The sequence below is a fragment of the Winogradskyella sp. SM1960 genome (assembly GCF_020179375.1).
Classification (GTDB): domain Bacteria; phylum Bacteroidota; class Bacteroidia; order Flavobacteriales; family Flavobacteriaceae; genus Winogradskyella; species Winogradskyella marina.
Genome location: NZ_JAICBG010000002.1, coordinates 371,676 through 389,322 on the forward strand (window position 1 = coordinate 371,676; position 17,647 = coordinate 389,322).

The 17,647-nt window shown below is 31.8% G+C and carries 21 protein-coding genes; 6 read left to right on the forward strand and 15 right to left on the reverse strand.

What is annotated here, in order from left to right; translation table 11 throughout:
- Positions 1-154 precede the first annotated feature (154 nt).
- On the reverse strand, positions 155-601 hold the full coding sequence (locus K1X16_RS07595) for a DUF4870 domain-containing protein (protein WP_195872041.1): 447 nt from the start codon (positions 599-601) through the stop codon (positions 155-157).
- A 180-nt stretch (positions 602-781) separates the two neighbouring features.
- Between K1X16_RS07595 and K1X16_RS07600 the strand changes: the two genes are divergently transcribed.
- The 3 genes from K1X16_RS07600 to K1X16_RS07610 all read left to right on the forward strand — a co-directional run bounded on the left by K1X16_RS07600 (position 782) and on the right by K1X16_RS07610 (position 2,637).
- Complete coding sequence (locus tag K1X16_RS07600) at positions 782-1,237, forward strand: DUF4442 domain-containing protein (protein ID WP_225035640.1); 456 nt, start codon at positions 782-784, stop codon at positions 1,235-1,237.
- Positions 1,238-1,386: 149 nt separating this feature from the next.
- Positions 1,387-2,211: a TIGR00266 family protein gene (locus K1X16_RS07605; RefSeq protein ID WP_195872043.1), complete on the forward strand. Its 825-nt coding sequence runs from the start codon at positions 1,387-1,389 to the stop codon at positions 2,209-2,211.
- A 228-nt stretch (positions 2,212-2,439) separates the two neighbouring features.
- Positions 2,440-2,637 carry a hypothetical protein gene (locus tag K1X16_RS07610; protein WP_195872044.1) on the forward strand — a complete coding sequence of 66 codons (198 nt, stop codon included), beginning with the start codon at positions 2,440-2,442 and terminating at the stop codon, positions 2,635-2,637.
- A 76-nt stretch (positions 2,638-2,713) separates the two neighbouring features.
- On the opposite strand, the gene K1X16_RS07615 is transcribed toward K1X16_RS07610, so the two are convergent.
- Entirely contained in the window at positions 2,714-3,652 is a 939-nt protein-coding gene (locus K1X16_RS07615) for a LysR substrate-binding domain-containing protein (protein ID WP_195872045.1), read from the reverse strand.
- Positions 3,653-3,754: 102 nt separating this feature from the next.
- Here K1X16_RS07615 and K1X16_RS07620 point away from each other — a divergent pair, with 102 nt between their 5' ends.
- Positions 3,755-4,234, forward strand: a complete 480-nt coding sequence (locus K1X16_RS07620) for a Dps family protein (protein WP_195872046.1) — start codon at positions 3,755-3,757, stop codon at positions 4,232-4,234.
- A gap of 77 nt (positions 4,235-4,311) precedes the next feature.
- Here K1X16_RS07620 and K1X16_RS07625 read toward each other — a convergent pair whose 3' ends face one another.
- The 7 genes from K1X16_RS07625 to K1X16_RS07655 form a co-directional block, all read right to left on the reverse strand.
- Positions 4,312-4,734, reverse strand: coding sequence for a DUF2141 domain-containing protein (locus K1X16_RS07625; protein WP_225035641.1), 423 nt, complete (start codon positions 4,732-4,734; stop codon positions 4,312-4,314).
- A 451-nt stretch (positions 4,735-5,185) separates the two neighbouring features.
- Positions 5,186-6,517 carry a DUF58 domain-containing protein gene (locus tag K1X16_RS07630; RefSeq protein WP_225035642.1) on the reverse strand — a complete coding sequence of 444 codons (1,332 nt, stop codon included), beginning with the start codon at positions 6,515-6,517 and terminating at the stop codon, positions 5,186-5,188.
- 75 nt (positions 6,518-6,592) lie between these two features.
- Positions 6,593-7,591, reverse strand: coding sequence for an AAA family ATPase (locus K1X16_RS07635; RefSeq protein ID WP_195872049.1), 999 nt, complete (start codon positions 7,589-7,591; stop codon positions 6,593-6,595).
- Complete coding sequence (locus K1X16_RS07640) at positions 7,570-8,796, reverse strand: DUF4350 domain-containing protein (RefSeq protein ID WP_225035643.1); 1,227 nt, start codon at positions 8,794-8,796, stop codon at positions 7,570-7,572. Before K1X16_RS07640 ends, K1X16_RS07635 begins: the two co-directional genes overlap by 22 nt.
- On the reverse strand, positions 8,793-9,527 hold the full coding sequence (locus K1X16_RS07645) for a DUF4129 domain-containing protein (protein ID WP_225035644.1): 735 nt from the start codon (positions 9,525-9,527) through the stop codon (positions 8,793-8,795). Before K1X16_RS07645 ends, K1X16_RS07640 begins: the two co-directional genes overlap by 4 nt.
- The gene (locus K1X16_RS07650; protein ID WP_225035645.1) at positions 9,528-10,415 is read right to left on the reverse strand and encodes a hypothetical protein; all 888 of its coding nucleotides are present in this window, start codon (positions 10,413-10,415) and stop codon (positions 9,528-9,530) included.
- Positions 10,416-10,417: 2 nt separating this feature from the next.
- The gene (locus K1X16_RS07655; protein WP_195872053.1) at positions 10,418-11,425 is read right to left on the reverse strand and encodes a stage II sporulation protein M; all 1,008 of its coding nucleotides are present in this window, start codon (positions 11,423-11,425) and stop codon (positions 10,418-10,420) included.
- 35 nt (positions 11,426-11,460) lie between these two features.
- Here K1X16_RS07655 and K1X16_RS07660 point away from each other — a divergent pair, with 35 nt between their 5' ends.
- Positions 11,461-12,177, forward strand: coding sequence for an RDD family protein (locus K1X16_RS07660; protein WP_225035646.1), 717 nt, complete (start codon positions 11,461-11,463; stop codon positions 12,175-12,177).
- Positions 12,178-12,453: 276 nt separating this feature from the next.
- A complete protein-coding gene (locus tag K1X16_RS07665; RefSeq protein ID WP_225035647.1) occupies positions 12,454-13,074 on the forward strand; it encodes a trimeric intracellular cation channel family protein in 621 nt (206 codons plus the stop codon).
- 193 nt (positions 13,075-13,267) lie between these two features.
- Here K1X16_RS07665 and K1X16_RS07670 read toward each other — a convergent pair whose 3' ends face one another.
- The 6 genes from K1X16_RS07670 to K1X16_RS07695 form a co-directional block, all read right to left on the reverse strand.
- A complete protein-coding gene (locus K1X16_RS07670) occupies positions 13,268-13,906 on the reverse strand; it encodes a hypothetical protein (RefSeq protein ID WP_225035648.1) in 639 nt (212 codons plus the stop codon).
- Between the two features lie 64 nt (positions 13,907-13,970).
- Positions 13,971-14,342, reverse strand: a complete 372-nt coding sequence (locus K1X16_RS07675; protein WP_225035649.1) for a hypothetical protein — start codon at positions 14,340-14,342, stop codon at positions 13,971-13,973.
- Positions 14,343-14,481: 139 nt separating this feature from the next.
- A complete protein-coding gene (locus K1X16_RS07680; protein WP_225035650.1) occupies positions 14,482-15,402 on the reverse strand; it encodes a YeiH family protein in 921 nt (306 codons plus the stop codon).
- 76 nt (positions 15,403-15,478) lie between these two features.
- Positions 15,479-16,363, reverse strand: coding sequence for a LysR family transcriptional regulator (locus K1X16_RS07685; protein WP_225035651.1), 885 nt, complete (start codon positions 16,361-16,363; stop codon positions 15,479-15,481).
- 467 nt (positions 16,364-16,830) lie between these two features.
- Positions 16,831-17,145: a hypothetical protein gene (locus tag K1X16_RS07690; protein WP_225035652.1), complete on the reverse strand. Its 315-nt coding sequence runs from the start codon at positions 17,143-17,145 to the stop codon at positions 16,831-16,833.
- 73 nt (positions 17,146-17,218) lie between these two features.
- Positions 17,219-17,647, reverse strand: a complete 429-nt coding sequence (locus tag K1X16_RS07695) for a DUF4268 domain-containing protein (protein ID WP_225035653.1) — start codon at positions 17,645-17,647, stop codon at positions 17,219-17,221.

Consider the following 17,647-nt stretch of genomic DNA (forward strand, 5'->3'; position numbering starts at 1 on the left):
AACTTAAGTTGTCATTTGATGGTTTTGTTTTTGCTGGTGTCATGTGATATGCGTCTTTAATTTAATTAAACTGTTCATTTTTTGATTGATTTGATTATTGATGAATATTATTCTTGAGATACTTCGACAAGCTCAGTATGAGAAATCAGTATCATTATTTTAAAAAATTAATGGTCAATGGGTATTTATAGGTGTTTCCATCTCTAGCCGATAAACTAGCTTTAACTATAAGGGCTAGCTCTATTATAAATGCGATAATAGCTATGGCACCTAATCCACCTCCTATATAAAGTAGAGGTGAAGGCTCTCCAATATTAATATGAAAATTGTGGAACCCATTAAAGTCAATAACATCCAAACTTCTAAATAGTTTGAAAATGAAAAAGGGAACACTCAATGTACCTAAAATAATAGCATATAGTAAAATGCTAATCTGAAAATTAATAGCTTGTTTTCCGTGTTGATCTATAAATTCGGATTTATTTTTATTCGCTGCCCATAATACTATAGGACCTATAAAGTTTCCAAATGGAATAATAAATCTAGAGAAGGTGGACAAATGTATGAATGTCGCCAAGTTTTTGTGATGATTATCTATCATTTTTAAATGTATATAATAGTTTCTTATACAAATATATGTCTTTAAAAAGGTATTATGTTACACATAGTACTGAAAATTAACATTTCTTTAACATTAGTGCGATTAGATATTTTGATTTATTTTAGTGGAAATTATGGTATTAATTAGTTTCCCATCGTTGTGGGAAAGAAATAAGTTTCAATGAATATTTCTCCTTCAAAACTCAATACATTTTTAATGTTTAAGCTGCCTGCAGCATATTTTACAGGTGTACGTACAAAATCGTTATCTGATACGACATGTATAGTGACTGTTAAACATCGTTGGGTAAATCAAAATCCATTTAAATCAATGTTTTGGGCTGTACAAGGAATGGCTGCCGAGTTAACGACTGGAGCACTAGTTATGAAAAAAATTAGAGGTAGTGGTAAAAAGATATCGATGTTAGTCGCTTCTAATAATGCATCTTTTACAAAAAAAGCTACAGGTAGAATTATGTTTACTTGTAAGGAAGGCCATAAAATTGATGACGCTATTTCTAAAGCGATTGAAACTGGAGAAGGGCAAACCGTGTGGTTAAATTCAAAAGGTATAAATAAGGAAGGAGTAGAAGTGTCTGATTTTAATTTCGAATGGACATTGAAAGTGAAGTCTTAACATTATCATTATAAATGGACTGTTAGTTACATATAAAGAAGTCAAAGTTTGACAACCTCAATCTAATTGAAAATAAAATATTTGTAACAAATATGGAAATAGGACAACCTATATAAGAATCAATCATAAATCAAAAACATCATAACAATATGGAAAAATTACCAGACTTTAATGACAGAAATGCACATGAAATAGATTACCGTATTTACGGCGAAGAAATGCAGTATGTAGAAATAGAACTCGATCCTCAAGAAGCTGTAATTGCAGAATCTGGAAGTTTTATGATGATGGACGATGGTATTAAAATGGACACCATTTTTGGTGATGGATCAGGAAAAGATACAGGGTTTTTAGGTAAAATCTTGGGTGCCGGAAAACGCATCCTCACAGGCGAGAGTTTATTTATGACGGCTTTTTATAACGATCTCACAGGGAAACGTAATGTGTCTTTTGCTTCGCCTTATCCAGGCAAAATAATTCCGATTGACTTAAACGCATATCAGGGAAAATTTATCTGTCAAAAAGATGCGTTTCTCTGTGCGGCAAAAGGAGTAAGTGTTGGCATTGAGTTTTCAAAAAAATTAGGCCGCGGGCTTTTTGGTGGTGAAGGTTTCATTATGCAAAAGTTAGAAGGAGACGGAATGGCTTTTGTACATGCTGGTGGAACTACAGCAGTAAAAACCTTGGCAGCAGGAGAAACTTTACGTGTAGATACAGGTTGTATTATTGGTTTTACACAAGGCATTGATTACGATATAGAATTTGTTGGAGGTATTAAGAACTCCATTTTTGGTGGTGAAGGTTTGTTTTTTGCTAAACTTCAAGGGCCAGGAAAAGTGTATATTCAATCCTTACCTTTTAGTAGGTTGGCAGGTCGTGTTTTAGCTTCAATACCTAAAGGTGGAAAATCTAAAGGAGAGGGAAGTATCCTTGGAGGCATTGGTGATTTATTAGATGGTGATAATAGGTTTTAACACCTTACATTTATAAATAAAACAGTGTCAAGAGGTTGAATTACAGGAATTACCTTTAACAGACAGAAGGTTTAAACGTGTAAATCCAAACTTTTAACATAACAAGCTGTTAAACTTTCAACGAAAACGATTTTCATTATTAATTTTTGCTATCTTTAAAATTCAATTGAAACAATAGCGTATAGTAAAAAATTACTTTTTGTTAACCTAAAAAACATAAAAACACCTATGGCGCGAGCAATGTACGAGTACACTAAAACGGTACTCAGCAAAGTGAGTTTTGATCCGACATTATTCTGTAAGGAAGTGCAAAAAGCAGTAAGACGTTTACTGCCTCACGAATTAGAAGAGTTAAGAATTTTTATTCAGTCCTTAGTCAGTCAAAACCCAGACTTAAATCAATGTTTAATTTATTTGAAAGCATAAATAGAAAAAAGCGACTTAAAAAAGTCGCTTTTTTTTATAATATTACCTTAGTATAATAACTGTATGCTAAATAAAGTTATTTGGCTTTAGGGCTAATAATTTCTACATTCTGAAAAGCAATTGCGCCACGAATAATTCCAGAGATTACATTGTGTATTGCATCTATAATTTGCATTTTTAATTCACTTTTATGATAAATAATACTTACTTCTCTAGCAGGAGAAGGTTCTTTAAAGTGTCTTAAATTAGGGCCTAATTTTTCTATGGTATCTAAAGTGTGTAAATAGGGAAGTAGTGTCATGCCCATACCTTCATTAGATAATTTAATTAAGGTTTCTATACTACCACTTTCAAGTTGAAAGTTTTCATCTGTCTGATCTTTAAAGCTTTTACATAAGTTTATAACGCCATCTCTAAAGCAATGACCGTCTTCTAAAAGTAACATGTCGTCAATGCTTAAATCAGAAACTTCAATGGTTTTTTTATCGTTTAATCTATGATTGTCAGGAATGTAAGCTACAAAAGGTTCGAAATATAGAACGCGTTCCTTTATATTATCACTTTCTAAAGGGGTTGCAGCAATTGCAGCATCAAGGTGACCATCACTAAGTCGTGCTAAAATTTCCTCAGTTGTTAATTCTTCAATTTTTAATTTAACTTTTGGATATTTTTTAATAAAAGTCTTCAAAAACATTGGTAAAAGGGTTGGCATAATGGTTGGGATAATTCCCAATCGGAACTCACCGCCAATAAATCCTTTTTGCTGATCTACAATATCTTGAATTCTATCTGCTTCATTTACAATATTTCTAGCTTGATACACTATTTTTCGACCAACGTCTGTAAGCTCTATTGGCTTTTTTCCGCGATCAAAAATAACGATGTCTAATTCGTCTTCTAATTTCTGAATTTGTGTACTTAGCGTAGGTTGGGTTACAAAGCATTTTTCGGCCGCTTTAGTGAAGTTTTTATGTTCTGCTATAGCTAAAGCATATTTAAGTTGAGTAATAGTCATAGGTATTCATTTAGACTATAAAAGTATAAAAACTATTCATGAAAACTATGATAAATAACACTTATTTGAGTCGTAAATTTGTTTAAACAAAAATCAAAGATTATGAAACTAAATAGCATAGGTTTAGATACCGTAAAAACAAAAGGATTAGCTGATGAATTAAATCAGTTATTAGCAAACTTTCAATTGTATTACCAAAACTTAAGAGGTATACATTGGAATATTAAAGGACGTGGATTTTTTGATCTTCATGTAAAGTTCGAAGAGTTATATACAGATGCCAACTTAAAAGTAGATGAAATTGCTGAGCGTATTTTAACATTAGGTGAAACTCCGTTACATACGTTTGAAGATTACACAAAAGCAGCTAAGGTTCCCGTTGGAAAAAATATTTCGAAAGATGAAAAAGCAGTTGAATTGATTGTTGATTCTCTTGCGGAATTATTAAAAATGGAGCGTTCTATTTTAGAAGCAGCAGGTGATGCGAATGATGAAGGTACCAATTCTATGATGAGTGATTTTATTACCGAACAAGAAAAAACGGTTTGGATGATGAAAGCTTGGTTGGGTGAAACCGTTTAAGACTGATATAATTTTATATTTAAAAAAGACTGCTCGAGAGCAGTCTTTTTTTTGTTTCAATTGATGTGTATTCTATTCTAAAAACGAATGTTCAAGTCTAAATCTTTATCTTCAACTTTAAATTTAGCCTCATCGTAATTTGGTGGTCCAAAAGACATGACGTTATTAGAAATCCCGTAAGATTCTAATGGCATTCCGTTGTCTTCAAAGTCCATACGTTTATTGTCATTGGCATCGTGCATTGTCATTATTGCATACTCTCCTGGCAGAACGTTTTTAAACCTAATGGTTACTTTTCCGTCTTTTATTTCTGTTTCGGCATCCTTAATTCCTTTTCCTTTCATAAAGGTTTCTGAAGTGTGTAAAGACGTAAGTACTTTTCCGTTATCGTTTTTTACGTTATCTATAGTTACGGTAATTGTAATGCCTTTATCTTCTACTTGAGAGAACCCAAATAGTGATGTTAATACGATTGCGAATGTTAAGATTAATGTTTTCATAATAATAAGTTTTTAATGGTTGTTGTAAAACTGTTCTTTTTTGTTGATGATTCAAATATCTAATAAAACAACATGATTTAATATTTGTAATTACTGTACTGTAGTATTATGTGGATGAGTTGTGCTTAAGCTGGAAGGTTGAAGTTGGAAGCTTGAAGAGATAGATGAATTCACATGGTAATCTTTCTGGTGATTTTTTGACCACGTGAATATTTACACAAAGTTTCACAAAGAAGGCGTGAAGATACACGGTGAAATTTGACTATTAGTGAAGTTTTAGTATCGCAATAATGTATTTAGAAATCTAGAATCAAGACTTTTATAGCGTAATATATTAAAGTGCCTTTAGGTACGAGATATTGGGAAAAGTATATCGTTTAGCTTGGTTTTGTGCCTTTTGGTACAACATATGGAATGTATAAAAACAAAACCATTTAGATTGAAAATATAATTAAAGAAGTCCTCTAGCCTTAATTTCCAAATACTTATTAATGGTATTAACGGTTAAGTTTTCTGGTGCTGTTAAAATGGACTGAATGCCGTGTTTTTGAAGTTCTTTTACCATCAATCGTTTTTCAAAAGCAAATTTTTCTGCTATGGTTTTATGGTAAATAGATTGTAGGTCTTCAGCGTTTTCATTTAAGATGGTATCTAACTCTGTGTTTTCGAACAACACCACAACAAGCATGTGTTTTTTAGAGATTGCTTGTAAGTATGGCATTTGTCGTTTTAAAGCGCTAATATGTTCAAAATTGGTATAGAGTAGAAGGAGACTACGATGGGTTACTTTTCGTTTTAATTGCGCGTAAAGCAAACCAAAATCACTATCGTTAAACTGTGTATCTATGTTGTATAAGTTTTCTAAAATCCGATTAAGGTAGGTTAACTTTTGAATTGCAGGTAAGAAGGATTCTATCTTTTTTGAAAAGGAAATCATACCTACTTTATCATGTTTTTTTAAAGCGACATTACTAAATGCTAAGGTGGAGTTTATCGCATAATCTAAGAGTTTTAAACCATTAAACGGCATTTTCATTATTCTGCCAGTATCTATGATAGAGTAGATGGGTTGCGATTTTTCATCTTGATATTGATTCACCATTAATTGTGCACGCTTCGCTGTAGCTTTCCAATTTACAGTTCTAAAATCGTCACCTTGCACGTATTCTTTTATTTGTTCAAATTCTGAAGTATTACCGATACGTCTTATTTTTTTTAAACCAAACTCCGTTAATGAATTACTGATCGCTAGAAAATCGTATTTCTGCATTTGAATAATGGAAGGATACACCATTACCATTTGCTGGTTTTGAAACTGATACCTTCGCTTTACGATTTTGAGAATAGAAGACACAAAAATATTAAGGTGACCAAAATAATATTCGCCACGATCTACAGGTCTTACTAAGTAATCGAAATCATGATTTTCATTTGGATTTAAAGTTGTTTGGTAAAGAAAATCGCGTTTCTGAAACTGTACAGGCAACTCATCAATCACATCAATATAGGTCTTAAAACCATATTTGTTAGTAATTGTTATTGGCACAGGATTATTGTCGCTATTAGAAAATTTATCGGGTAAAATTCGTCTAGCTTGTACAGCGTTTTTTGGTTGATAGAGTAGAAGTAAATCAATTAATAAAAGTACAGCAATGATTATTGTAACAATCCACGCGATTGAAAACAACGTAGGCATCCAATACGACAAAAGAAAGCATACAGAAGCCACAGCTAAATATATATAGAGCTGTTTGTGTATGTATAATGATTTTATGAATTTCATTTTCCTTTAATTTCTCGCAAAGACGCTAAGACGCAAAGCAGGTTTCTAAATTTTCCTAATTCTACATAATACATATTAACGAGGCACTTCAACCGATTGTACAATCATTTCAATAACGTTTTCTGTGGTCATACCTTCCATTTCGCGTTCTGGTGTTAAAATGATTCTATGATTTAAGACAGGATTCAACGATTTTTTTACATCTTCCGGAATTACAAAATCACGACCACTAATAGCTGCAAAAGCTTTTGCTGTATTTAATATAGCTATGGATGCTCTTGGAGAGCCACCAAGATATAAATGTGGATGATTTCTAGTTTTCGATACAATCTCAGCGATATATTTAATGATTTTTTCTTCAACAAGAATCGCTTGTGTTTTAGATTTATAATCTTCAAGTGAAGCGGTATTTAAAATAGCGTTGATTAAGGTTTGTGGTTTTTCTCCTTTACGCTCGTGATGTGATGCTATGATTTTAACTTCATCTTCTAAGCTTGGATAATCTACCTTAATTTTAAAAATAAAGCGGTCTAATTGTGCTTCTGGTAATGCATAGGTTCCTTCTTGCTCAATTGGGTTTTGAGTGGCCAAAACCATAAATGGATTATCAAATTTATAGGTGAATCCGTCAATCGTTGCTTGGCGTTCTTCCATGGTTTCAAACAAGGCGGCTTGCGTTTTTGCTGGTGCTCTGTTGATTTCATCAATTAAAACAATATTTGAGAAAATAGGCCCTTTTTTAAATTCAAATTCAGACGATTTCATATTTAAAACCGATGTTCCTAAAACATCACTAGGCATTAAATCTGGTGTAAATTGAATACGACTGAACTCAGTTTTTAAAACCTTTGCAAACAGTTTAGCCGTTACTGTTTTAGCAATGCCTGGAACACCTTCAATTAAGACATGTCCGTCTGCTAATAAGGCTACGATAAGTAATTCTACAAAATTATCTTGTCCGATAATGACTTTTCTCAATTCGACTTTAATGCTTTCTACAGCCTTTTTTAAGTCTTCTAATTGAATTCTATTATCAAAATTTAAGTCGTCATTTACTGCTTCGTTGTCTTCCATTGATTATGGGATTTAAATTGTTCTATTAAGGTGTTTAACCTTTCTAATTCTGTACTATTGATTTCGTTTTTATGATTCAAACTTTTAATTAAGTTGAATAACGTCTGTGTATCTTCAAGCGAATTATTACTTCTTGCTGCTAAATTGTTTATAAAACTGGTGTTTATTTCAGCCGTTGAAAGATGTAAGGTGTTTCTAATATACTCTAAAAAATGATGAATTTTGTGTTGTGAAATCTCTTTGTGCTTTCCACTTTCATAATACATATTGGCAATCGTTCTTGTGAAATCTACCGTTTGGTTTTTCAAAGGATTTACAATTGGAATAGCACGTTGCTTCCGTTTCCCTTCAAAAATAATATAGATTAAAACACCAATTAGCATTATATAATAAGCCCATTTTAAGGATTTAGTGTTTAAAAACAGATACATTGGTGAGGTGTAAAATGTCTTTCCTGTTTTGTAATAGGTGTCGACATATACAGGTTGTGTTGTATCTATATAAGAAAGAAGTCCGGCTGTATAATCTTGATTTGGTGATTGTAAAATAAAATAGTTGGTAAAGGCTTGTGGAAAGGTGCTGAGTATTATTTCTCCATCTCCAAAAGGCTGTTTAATAGTGCTAATTAACGTGTCTTCCATCGGCATGTTTTCGCCTCTATAGGTGTCAATAAGTCCAATAACGGAAGTATTTAAGGTGTCTATTTTATTAAAATGAAAGAAGGTTGTGGAGCGATCGTACTTGTACGTTTTTTCAGAGTCTAAAGCAGGATTGACAAGCTTTACTTGGTATTCGTTATTGAAATTATCAAAGGTGTTAACCGATCTTGTATGTAAATTTAAGGTGTCTAATAATTTTTCTTCAAAATCTACCGCTGCTACGACTAGTGTGTTTCCGTTTGAGACCCAATCTAACACACTATTTAACTCTTCTTTTCCAAAGGAAATTCCTCCGTTATTAAAAAGATACGTGCCATTAATAGTATTGTTTTTGAGGTATTCAAAAGGTGGGCGATCTACAATAAAGACTGAGTCTGCAACACGTTTTAATTGGTCGTTAAACACATAAGTGCCAAACGGAATTTTGTGATGCGTAGCATACGATGGAAACCAATTTACAGCCTTCGGTTTGTTCATTTCTAGAACAACGATAGCCAAAATAGTTAGTGCTACAAGTGCGATATATAGTTTGCCTTTTTTACTCAACGCTTTGTTATGGTATTATTTAGTTGTTCAAAAGGACGTTTTAAGGTTTCAAACTTAAAGGCATCGACAGTAAATTCACCATACCAAACGTAATCATAAATTCTAGTGATATTTTTAAAATCAGTTTTTATATGTTCCTTATCAATTTCTTGGATATAGTCTTCATTAGTTTTTTGAGGTTGCCATGAAATATTATCATTTTCAGTTAAATATTTTAAGGATAAAAGATAATAATAACGAATGGCTAATCGGTAATTTTTCTGATTAATAGCTTCATTAATTAAGGCTGGAATGTCTTCATTTTTTATAATTTGTTCTTCTTCAGAGAATAAGATTGAACCTTGTTGTTTTGCCTTTGTAATGAGGTTGTTAGAATTCACTTTTAAGAAAAACCGGACTAATAAAAAGACTAAAAAGCCTAATAACAAATAGGGTAGAATCTTAAAAACAAAATACAAAAATCCGGATGCTGTACCCACACCAAAAATGGCTTCCCAAAACTTTCTAAGTATATTTTGAAACCAACGATACGCTTTGTCTAATATGTTTTCTTCGGGTTCAACTTCTAAATAATTAAAGTCATCATCTGCTTTGTAGGCTTCTAATTGGTCTTCTGTGATGTGTTGTTTTTCAACAGAAGTGTCATCGTAATTTACGGGTTGCTCACTTTGTTGCGCAACAGAAAGTTGCACAAAACAAAAACAAAGAAGAAACAACCTATATACTAACATTTAGTCTTCTGTTTTTCCAATTTCGCTAATACGATCATAAGTGCCAGTGAAGTTTACTTTCTCATGTAAATGAAAGTAAATTACTGCTCCCGAAATCATTAAAATAATGTTTAAAATAAACTGAAAGAACGTGTTTAAAACGTTGAGTAAAACAATAACAGGATCTGTAGACATACTACTTATGTTGGCAGGATCAATTTCACCTGAAAAAATACCAGTACTGATAAGTGTATATATAACAGACGGAAGTGATAACACCATAATAAGGACGTAATAAATAATTCCTAAAACGATAAAAGCACCGAAAGCAGTCCAAAAATCGGCATTTGCTAAAGTAAAGCTTTGAGTAAACGCATCTGAAGTTGATCGCTTTGGTTCAAAAACATAAATGCTAAATACAATAGCCATCGGAATCATAACATAAAGCACAGGAAAGAAGCAAAGCATCATTGCAATAATCAGTGTAATTCCTTTTAAAAAACTAAGTCCAAAAAATGGCCAAAACGATTTATAGACATTACTTTTTACTTCTACTGCATCAACGTCACCTTTATGATCTACATAAGATTTAATGTAAAATAATACTGCAGCTGCGGTAAGGATATAAGCTGCAATTGCAGAAATAAGATAAATAATGGCAACGCTTATGATTACAAAAATGTTGGTTGAGCCTATGCTAGGCTCAGTCATACTTGTAAAATCGAACATGTCGCCTGCGAGATAATTATACGCTGAAAGTGACAACATAAATACCACAATTGCAGGACCTGCGATATTGAAAATAGTTTTCATAAACGGCTTAAACTCATTTCTAATAAAGCCAAACGTATCACTTAAAATACTACTAAAATCTCTTTGTTTTCTGAATTCAATATAAGGTCTATTCATGTTTAATGGGTTGGGTTTAGGTTGAGCTCTATAGTATTTTTAGACGCTGTATCTTGTTTTAGTTTTCTGTTTAATTGAATTGGGTAAATTACGTAGTAAAAAAGGATTAATGCTAGAGAACTGGTAATAATTAATAGGGCTAGCCAATCTGGCATTTCGGTATGTCGGGTCACAAAACCTTCTAAAAAGCCAGCAATTATAAAAAATGGGATGGTGCTCATTAAAATTTTTAAGCCGTTAATTACACCACGTTTAAAGGATTCTAGTCGTGGCAAAGTTCCTGTAAATAACATGCCATTGCCCATAACCAGACCAGCACAGCCAGCGATAATAATGACAGATATTTCAATAGTACCGTGAATCCATATGGTACGTGCAGATTCCCAAAGTAAACCTTGTTCGTAAAAAAAGTACTGAAAACTGCCTAACATAATGCCGTTTTGCATCATTATAAATAAGGTGCCAACACCTAAAAGGATACCATAACCAAAGGCAAACAACGCTACTTTTATATTATTTAGTGTAATACCAAGGAACATGTGGAATTCGCCTTGTTGTTTATAAACAGCCATAGGATCGCCTTTTTCTATATTATCTAAAGTCATGTTTACATAACCATCTCCAAGAAAAGACCTTACAAAATCGTCTTCGCTAGCGGCAGAAAATGCACCAACAATAACAAACAAGGAAAAGGTTAAAAAGGCAATAAGAAGTTCACGATGATGTTTATAGAACATAGTTGGAAACTCCGTTTTAAAAAAGGAAATAAGCCTGTTTTTAGGCTCTTTTTTAGTTTTGTAAATACTTTGATGCGCGTTAGATGCCAATTGGTTTAAATAGCGTTCTGTATTGCTATTGGCGTAAAAGGTTTTAGCGTAACTTAAATGGTCGGTAACTTCAATATAGAGGTCAGAAAGTAAATCGGGATCTATTTGCGTTTTATTTGTAAGAATATTTTCAAATTCTAACCATTTGTCTTTATTTTGCTTTACAAAAGCCGCTTCGCGCATTATATTCCCGTTTAGACTTTCAAAGAAAAGAAAATATGGATGAATTTCAAATAGAAACTGCCCAAAATGTAGGGATTAATCAAAATGTTGCTAGTATTGGCGATAGAATGCTAGGTTACCTTATAGATAGTGCCGTTATTCTATTGTATTCTATAGGTGCTATTCTACTTTTAGCCACGTTAAATTTAGATTTGGGAGATACTTGGGCTATTTATTTGTTGATTTCGTTACCTGCGTTTTTATATTATGTGCTACTCGAAACATTTATGGATGGTAAAACCGTAGGGAAAGTTATTATGAATACAAGAGTTGTAAAATTGGATGGTTCTAAACCCAGCTTTTCTAATTATTTTGTGCGTTGGATTTTAAGAATTGTAGATGTGGTTTTAACTTCTGGAGGTGTAGCTGCTTTTACCATTTTACTAAAAGGCAATGGGCAGCGTTTGGGTGATATTGCTGCTGGTACCACAGTAATTAGTGAAAAGCAACAAGTTACAATTCATGATACGCTTATCAAAGATATTGCTACTGATTATGTACCAACATACAGCCAAGTGACCATGTTAAATGATAAGGATATGCAAACCGTTAAAAATTTATATGACAATGCTGTAAGAAACGGACATCATAATATTATCCTGAATTTACACGTTCGGTTATTGAAAATTATGGCCATAGAAACGAGTGAAAAACCAGTAGATTTTGTGGCAACCGTTATAAAGGATTATAATTATTATACGCAAAACATGTAAGCAGAGAACCACTTTTTCATTTTCAGAAAAAGTGAGTGAATCGCTTATCCCAGACTCGCTTTGGGATCTCAGAGAACCACTTTTTATTTTTCATGAAAATTGTGAGAATCGCTTATGCTGAGCGCAGTCGAAGGACTTATGATAAACGTTACTAAGAGTCAGTTTATAGTTCGAATGCGGTAAACAACGTTTCCCGAAGTATTTGAAAGAACCATTTTTCATTTTAAATTAGATGCCTACCTTCGCACATTACAATAATGTAAATATAATCACTCTATGTTTTTTCAATTTATAGATATTTTAGGAACCATTGCTTTTGCCATTTCAGGTGCATTGATGGCTATGGGTAAGCGTATGGATCCGTTTGGAGTTCTTATTATTGCTTTTGTAACTGCAGTTGGAGGCGGTACACTGCGTGATGTTATGATTGGGATTGAGCCTGTGTCTTGGATGAAAAATATGACATTCGTTTATGTTATTATTGGTTCTGCCGTATTTGCTGTTGTATTCAAAAAACAAATTAACTACCTGAGAAAATCGTTGTTTTTATTCGATACTATTGGAATTGCACTTTATACGGTTGTAGGTGTAGAAACCGGACTTGTAGCAGGTTTACACCCAGTAATTTGTGTAGCTATGGGAACAATGACGGCTTGTTTCGGTGGTGTGTTAAGAGATATATTGTGTAATGATATTCCTGTAATTTTCAGAGAAGAAATTTATGCTACAGCGTGTATTTTAGGAGGTTTTACATATTTTTTACTCTTACAGTTTTTTGCGGATAGACATATCTTGTTCGTTATAGTGGCTTTGGTTGTTATTACTGTAAGATTAGTTGCTGTTAGATTTAAAGTGAGTTTACCTAGTTTGTATAAAAGCGAAGACAACAAGCAGTAATTGTTATTGATTGTTAAAGTTTGATTTATCTTTTTTAGTCTTGCTCCAGGCGATAACCTTAACACCTTCTGAATATTGAATTTTCTGTTGTTAGTTCCCAAGGTCTGTGCGCAGTGGCTTTTAATAAGTCTTGGATTTTCATTTTTTGAAATGGCTACTTAGTTGTTTTTGTGGTATTTTTTAGAGAAGCACTTTATTGCTTATCGTTTTTAAACACCATTAGCTTTATGGCTTTGTCAGAATCTTCTAAGACCATAATGTTATAATGCTTCCATTCTATAGTAAGCCCCTTATCTTCGGCTTTATTTAGCGAGTTAAATGATACCATTTTCTGTGTTTCGCCTTCTGATAGTAATATATGATATGAGTTAAAGACATCGGTTTGGTTGCCATCTATATCTTCAGACCATTCGCTTATATAATCCTTAAATAGAATTTCAAGCTTACCAATTATAGCAGTTTGCCCCAAATCTATAAACATTGGTTTTTCAAAGTCTAGTTTGTTAACGACTAAGGCAACTAGGTCTTTATCAATTTTTAAATCGAAAGAATAGTTTTGATATGCTTTTGGATAGTTTATTTTTTTACGATTGTTAAATGCGTCATAACACCATAGGAAAGTAGCATATTCTGTATGGTTTTCAAATACGTTTAATTCTAGTTGAATTTCTGGAGAGCTGTTATTTATTACTGTTGATTGAATGAATAGATTTGAAGGTTCGATAATTATATTTTCAAATTGAATACTAGGATTTTTTCCTATTTTTAAAGGTATTGTAATAGAATCGTTTGTCATGTTGTTTTTAGATTGTGCATATCCTGTGTATGACATACATACAAGTAATAAAATCAATATGTTAAATGTGAGAACCTTCATAGTTAGGTGTAGTTTATCATTAATAAAGGCTATCAAATTTGAATGCTACCATGTAATAAAATAGGCCTATTGTCGCCAATAAATGAAGTCCGAAACCAATGAAATTTACGACTTTGACGTAGGTTTTATTAAAAACATCAAAAATAGCGAAAAAGGCAAATAGTAAAATACAAGACTCAAAACCGATGACAATTAATTCTATTAATTCAAAGTGATGCGCTTTTATATTCGGAATAGTGATAGTCTCAAAACCCAATATACCAATTACTATGGCCATATTTAAGTAAGGAATTGTTAATGCTGATTTCTTTTTTTTGTATGTGACGATAATGGCTGCTATATGGCAAATTATGATGATAATTAATACTGTAATGATATGCGAATCATTCATAAACAACTGTTAAATAGGTGTTAGTTATGGGGTAAATTAGCGATTATTTTTGGTTTAGCACCAATGTTAGCAATTCTGAGTGGTTTTAAACGTTATGGAATTTGACATAATTACAGTAATCCTTTGTTGTATACTTGCTTTAGTTCAAAATGTAGCCTAGTGAAAATATGGAAATAAATAGCCACAGCGTAATTGCCAAAACTATAGGTTTCATTCCTGTATGTTTTAAGTCTTTTATTGAAATTGTAGAGCCTACAAGAAACAACGTTATTATTAACAATCTTTTGGACATTGAAACAATAAAATGAGTAGTTGGATCAGGTAAAATATGGTAACTATTTATTATGATTGCTACAATAAATAAAATAATAAAGTAAGGGATTTTTATTTTTTCGTCTTTTGTTTTGAAAAGAAACATTGAAAAAATTGATAACGGAATAATCCACAATGTTCTAGAAAGTTTTACTGTTGTGGCTATTCTTAAGGCCTCTTCTCCGTAACCTAAAGTAGCACCTACTACCGAGCTTGTATCGTGTATCGCAATCGCACACCACAAACCAAATTGTTCTTGGGATAGATTTAAAAAATGTCCAACTGCAGGAAACACAAACAAGGCGATAGAATTTAAGAGAAATACAATTCCTAGAGCAATACTTATTGTTTTGCTTTTAGCTTTGATAACCGGTGAAATTGCAGCTATTGCACTTCCGCCACAAATTGCTGTTCCTGAAGTAATAAGATGTCCTAGCTTTAAATCTAATTTTAAAAGCCTTGAGAGTAACAAGCCTAACGATAAGGTTAAAATTATTGAATAGATGGTTAAATTTAATCCTGCTTTTCCTGTTTCTAATGTTTCTTTAATAAACATTCCAAAACCTAGTCCCACGACCGAAATTTTTAATAAATAATGAATGGCTTTATGGTTGTATGTCTTAAAAGGAGTGTTAAATAGAGTCGTATATATAAAACCAACGATTAAAGCTGTCGGGCTGTTTATAAATCCTAAAAGGGCAATTATAATTATACCGAAGTAAACTGTTTTCGAAAAACTATCTTTCATATCATTTGTTATTATTTGATACAAAAGTAATTTGCTTAAATAACTTTTAAGCAAATCAATTAGCTGTGTGAGATAACTAAAGGTTATAGCTGTGGCGGACAAATTTTTTGAAATATTCAAACGTATTGGAGAGATACCCTGTTCTAGTAACGAAATAAAACCATCTTGAAATGCTTAAATCCTTAATGTCAATTATTTTAAGTTTGTTATTCATTAAATCATCAGAAATAGAATGGACTGAAAGAAGTGCGTAATGGTCAGAATTGTATAGGTAATTTTTAATGGCTTCAGTACTATTAAAAAATACAACGGAATTAAGCTTTGTTATTTTATGATTCAATAAAAAGGTATCAATTATTGCTTTTGTTCCAGAACCTTTTTCACGTTCTACCATTGGAATTTCTTGTAAGGTTTGTAAATCAATTTGTCCTGTATGAAAAGTGTTGTTTTTAATATTTGTCACGAGAACAATTTCATCCTTAATGAACTTTTCAAAATGTAATATGGGGTTGGCAGAACTTCCTTCTGTAATTCCGAAATTTATGTCTTCATTTAAAATTAAGTTTTCAATATTTTCAGAATTATTACTGATTACATTAAATTTTGTTTCAGGGAATTGCACTCTAAATTTGGCAATTATTTTAGGTATAATATAGTTAGACAAGGTAGTACTTACACCAAAGTCTATAAAATCTGGGAAATCTTCTTTTTTATGAAGAAATTTCTCGTCCATTTCGGTATAAATAGCCAATATTTTATTCGTGTAGATTAGAAATGATTTTCCCTCTGTGGTCAGTTCTATCGCGTTTCTTTTTCTTATAAATAACGTGGTCTTATAGTCTTGCTCTAAATTTTTAATTGCTTTCGAAATCGCAGGTTGTGAAATATATAATTGTTCAGCAGCTTTTGTAAAACTTAAATGTTTGGCAACAATTTTAAAAATATGTAATTTGGTTTTCATTAGTTTGTGCACATGTTTGTGTATGATTAGTTGCGTAGTTAAGCGAGTAAGTTAGCAAATAAAAACCGAATAGAAAATACGCGTGTATTTTTGTAAGTAGGCTAGAAATAAGCAATTAATTATCCACGGTGTTAGCAGTATTACTATGTTATTCAACCCGATTTTTATCATTCATTTTAGTCGGATTTTGTCGTGTGTCAAAGACATCAATAATTATAATTTCATTATCTACAATTCTGTAAATAAGTTTATAGTGTCCACTTATTAAGTATCTATTATTTTTATTTAGAATTGTCAAATTAGGTTCTACAGGACCAGAATTCGGATTTTTTTATTAATTGTTTCGAGGATTCAAGTATTTGTTTTCTGATTTTATGAGCAAGTTTTTTTATTTAATACAATAGAATAATAATCAAAAATATCTTTTAAATTTCTAATAGCAAACTCAGTCTAAACTATTTTAATTGTTACCAATTTGCTGATATTCTCTCTAAATCTTCTTGATTTTTTACATTTCTATTTTTAAAATCCAATTCAGATTTTTCAATTCGATTAACTAATTCTTCGACAGTAAATGGTTTTAAATCAGGATTATGTTCAATCACTCTTTTTAGGATATAATTTTCCAATTTGTCAAATAATATCTCGTCCTTAATTTGAGCTAGATAAGTTATTAAATTGAGTTTTCGAGTTTGTAAATCTATAATTTGCGTATATAATAAAAAAAATAATTTTTTTACTAAATGATTATTTGAAAAACTATTCTCTTGTATTACTACCAACTTGTTATACAATCAAAAAATCAACCTTAAAAACCTGTTAAAGTCAACATCAGTTGACTTTTTGTTTTGGATTTTAAACCTTAATCATATCTCTATATTCCTGAAAAAAGGCTTCAAACAAACTCATATTTTCATTAAAGAATTCCATTACATCTCTCCACGTATTCTTGTTATGTATAGATACTTTTTGTTCTAATGGTAAGTAGATTCGAGAAATTTCCTTCCCGTTTTCCAGATAATACTCTTCATTATATATAACGTCTGGTAGGTAATCATTTTTTAGAATGCCTTTTAAAGCTACAAGTTTTTCCCAACAATTAATGCGGTTTTCTAAGTCATCTTCAAGATCTAAAGCAATTAATGCCGATTTAGTATCGAAATGAAATTTAAAAGAAAAGCCTTTAATTTTGGTATCATATAACAACCATTTTCGTGGAAATGACTTTCCGAAACTGGTCCAGAATTCTTCTCTTAATTGTCTACTTTCTTCTTTTGAAAACAT

Bases quoted from the DNA above. Each gene is read 5' to 3' on its own strand.
- K1X16_RS07660 (WP_225035646.1), top strand. From the start codon at position 11,461: ATGGATGAATTTCAAATAGAAACTGCCCAAAATGTAGGGATTAATCAA.
- K1X16_RS07665 (WP_225035647.1), top strand. From the start codon at position 12,454: ATGTTTTTTCAATTTATAGATATTTTAGGAACCATTGCTTTTGCCATT.
- K1X16_RS07615 (WP_195872045.1), bottom strand. From the start codon at position 3,652: ATGACTATTACTCAACTTAAATATGCTTTAGCTATAGCAGAACATAAA.
- K1X16_RS07610 (WP_195872044.1), top strand. From the start codon at position 2,440: ATGGCGCGAGCAATGTACGAGTACACTAAAACGGTACTCAGCAAAGTG.
- K1X16_RS07695 (WP_225035653.1), bottom strand. From the start codon at position 17,647: ATGTTTTCAAAAGAAGAAAGTAGACAATTAAGAGAAGAATTCTGGACC.
- K1X16_RS07685 (WP_225035651.1), bottom strand. From the start codon at position 16,363: ATGAAAACCAAATTACATATTTTTAAAATTGTTGCCAAACATTTAAGT.
- K1X16_RS07600 (WP_225035640.1), top strand. From the start codon at position 782: ATGAATATTTCTCCTTCAAAACTCAATACATTTTTAATGTTTAAGCTG.
- K1X16_RS07680 (WP_225035650.1), bottom strand. From the start codon at position 15,402: ATGAAAGATAGTTTTTCGAAAACAGTTTACTTCGGTATAATTATAATT.
- K1X16_RS07670 (WP_225035648.1), bottom strand. From the start codon at position 13,906: ATGTCATACACAGGATATGCACAATCTAAAAACAACATGACAAACGAT.
- K1X16_RS07650 (WP_225035645.1), bottom strand. From the start codon at position 10,415: ATGAATAGACCTTATATTGAATTCAGAAAACAAAGAGATTTTAGTAGT.
- K1X16_RS07675 (WP_225035649.1), bottom strand. From the start codon at position 14,342: ATGAATGATTCGCATATCATTACAGTATTAATTATCATCATAATTTGC.
- K1X16_RS07655 (WP_195872053.1), bottom strand. From the start codon at position 11,425: ATGCGCGAAGCGGCTTTTGTAAAGCAAAATAAAGACAAATGGTTAGAA.
- K1X16_RS07625 (WP_225035641.1), bottom strand. From the start codon at position 4,734: ATGAAAACATTAATCTTAACATTCGCAATCGTATTAACATCACTATTT.
- K1X16_RS07635 (WP_195872049.1), bottom strand. From the start codon at position 7,591: ATGGAAGACAACGAAGCAGTAAATGACGACTTAAATTTTGATAATAGA.
- K1X16_RS07630 (WP_225035642.1), bottom strand. From the start codon at position 6,517: ATGAAATTCATAAAATCATTATACATACACAAACAGCTCTATATATAT.
- K1X16_RS07620 (WP_195872046.1), top strand. From the start codon at position 3,755: ATGAAACTAAATAGCATAGGTTTAGATACCGTAAAAACAAAAGGATTA.
- K1X16_RS07595 (WP_195872041.1), bottom strand. From the start codon at position 601: ATGATAGATAATCATCACAAAAACTTGGCGACATTCATACATTTGTCC.
- K1X16_RS07605 (WP_195872043.1), top strand. From the start codon at position 1,387: ATGGAAAAATTACCAGACTTTAATGACAGAAATGCACATGAAATAGAT.
- K1X16_RS07645 (WP_225035644.1), bottom strand. From the start codon at position 9,527: ATGTTAGTATATAGGTTGTTTCTTCTTTGTTTTTGTTTTGTGCAACTT.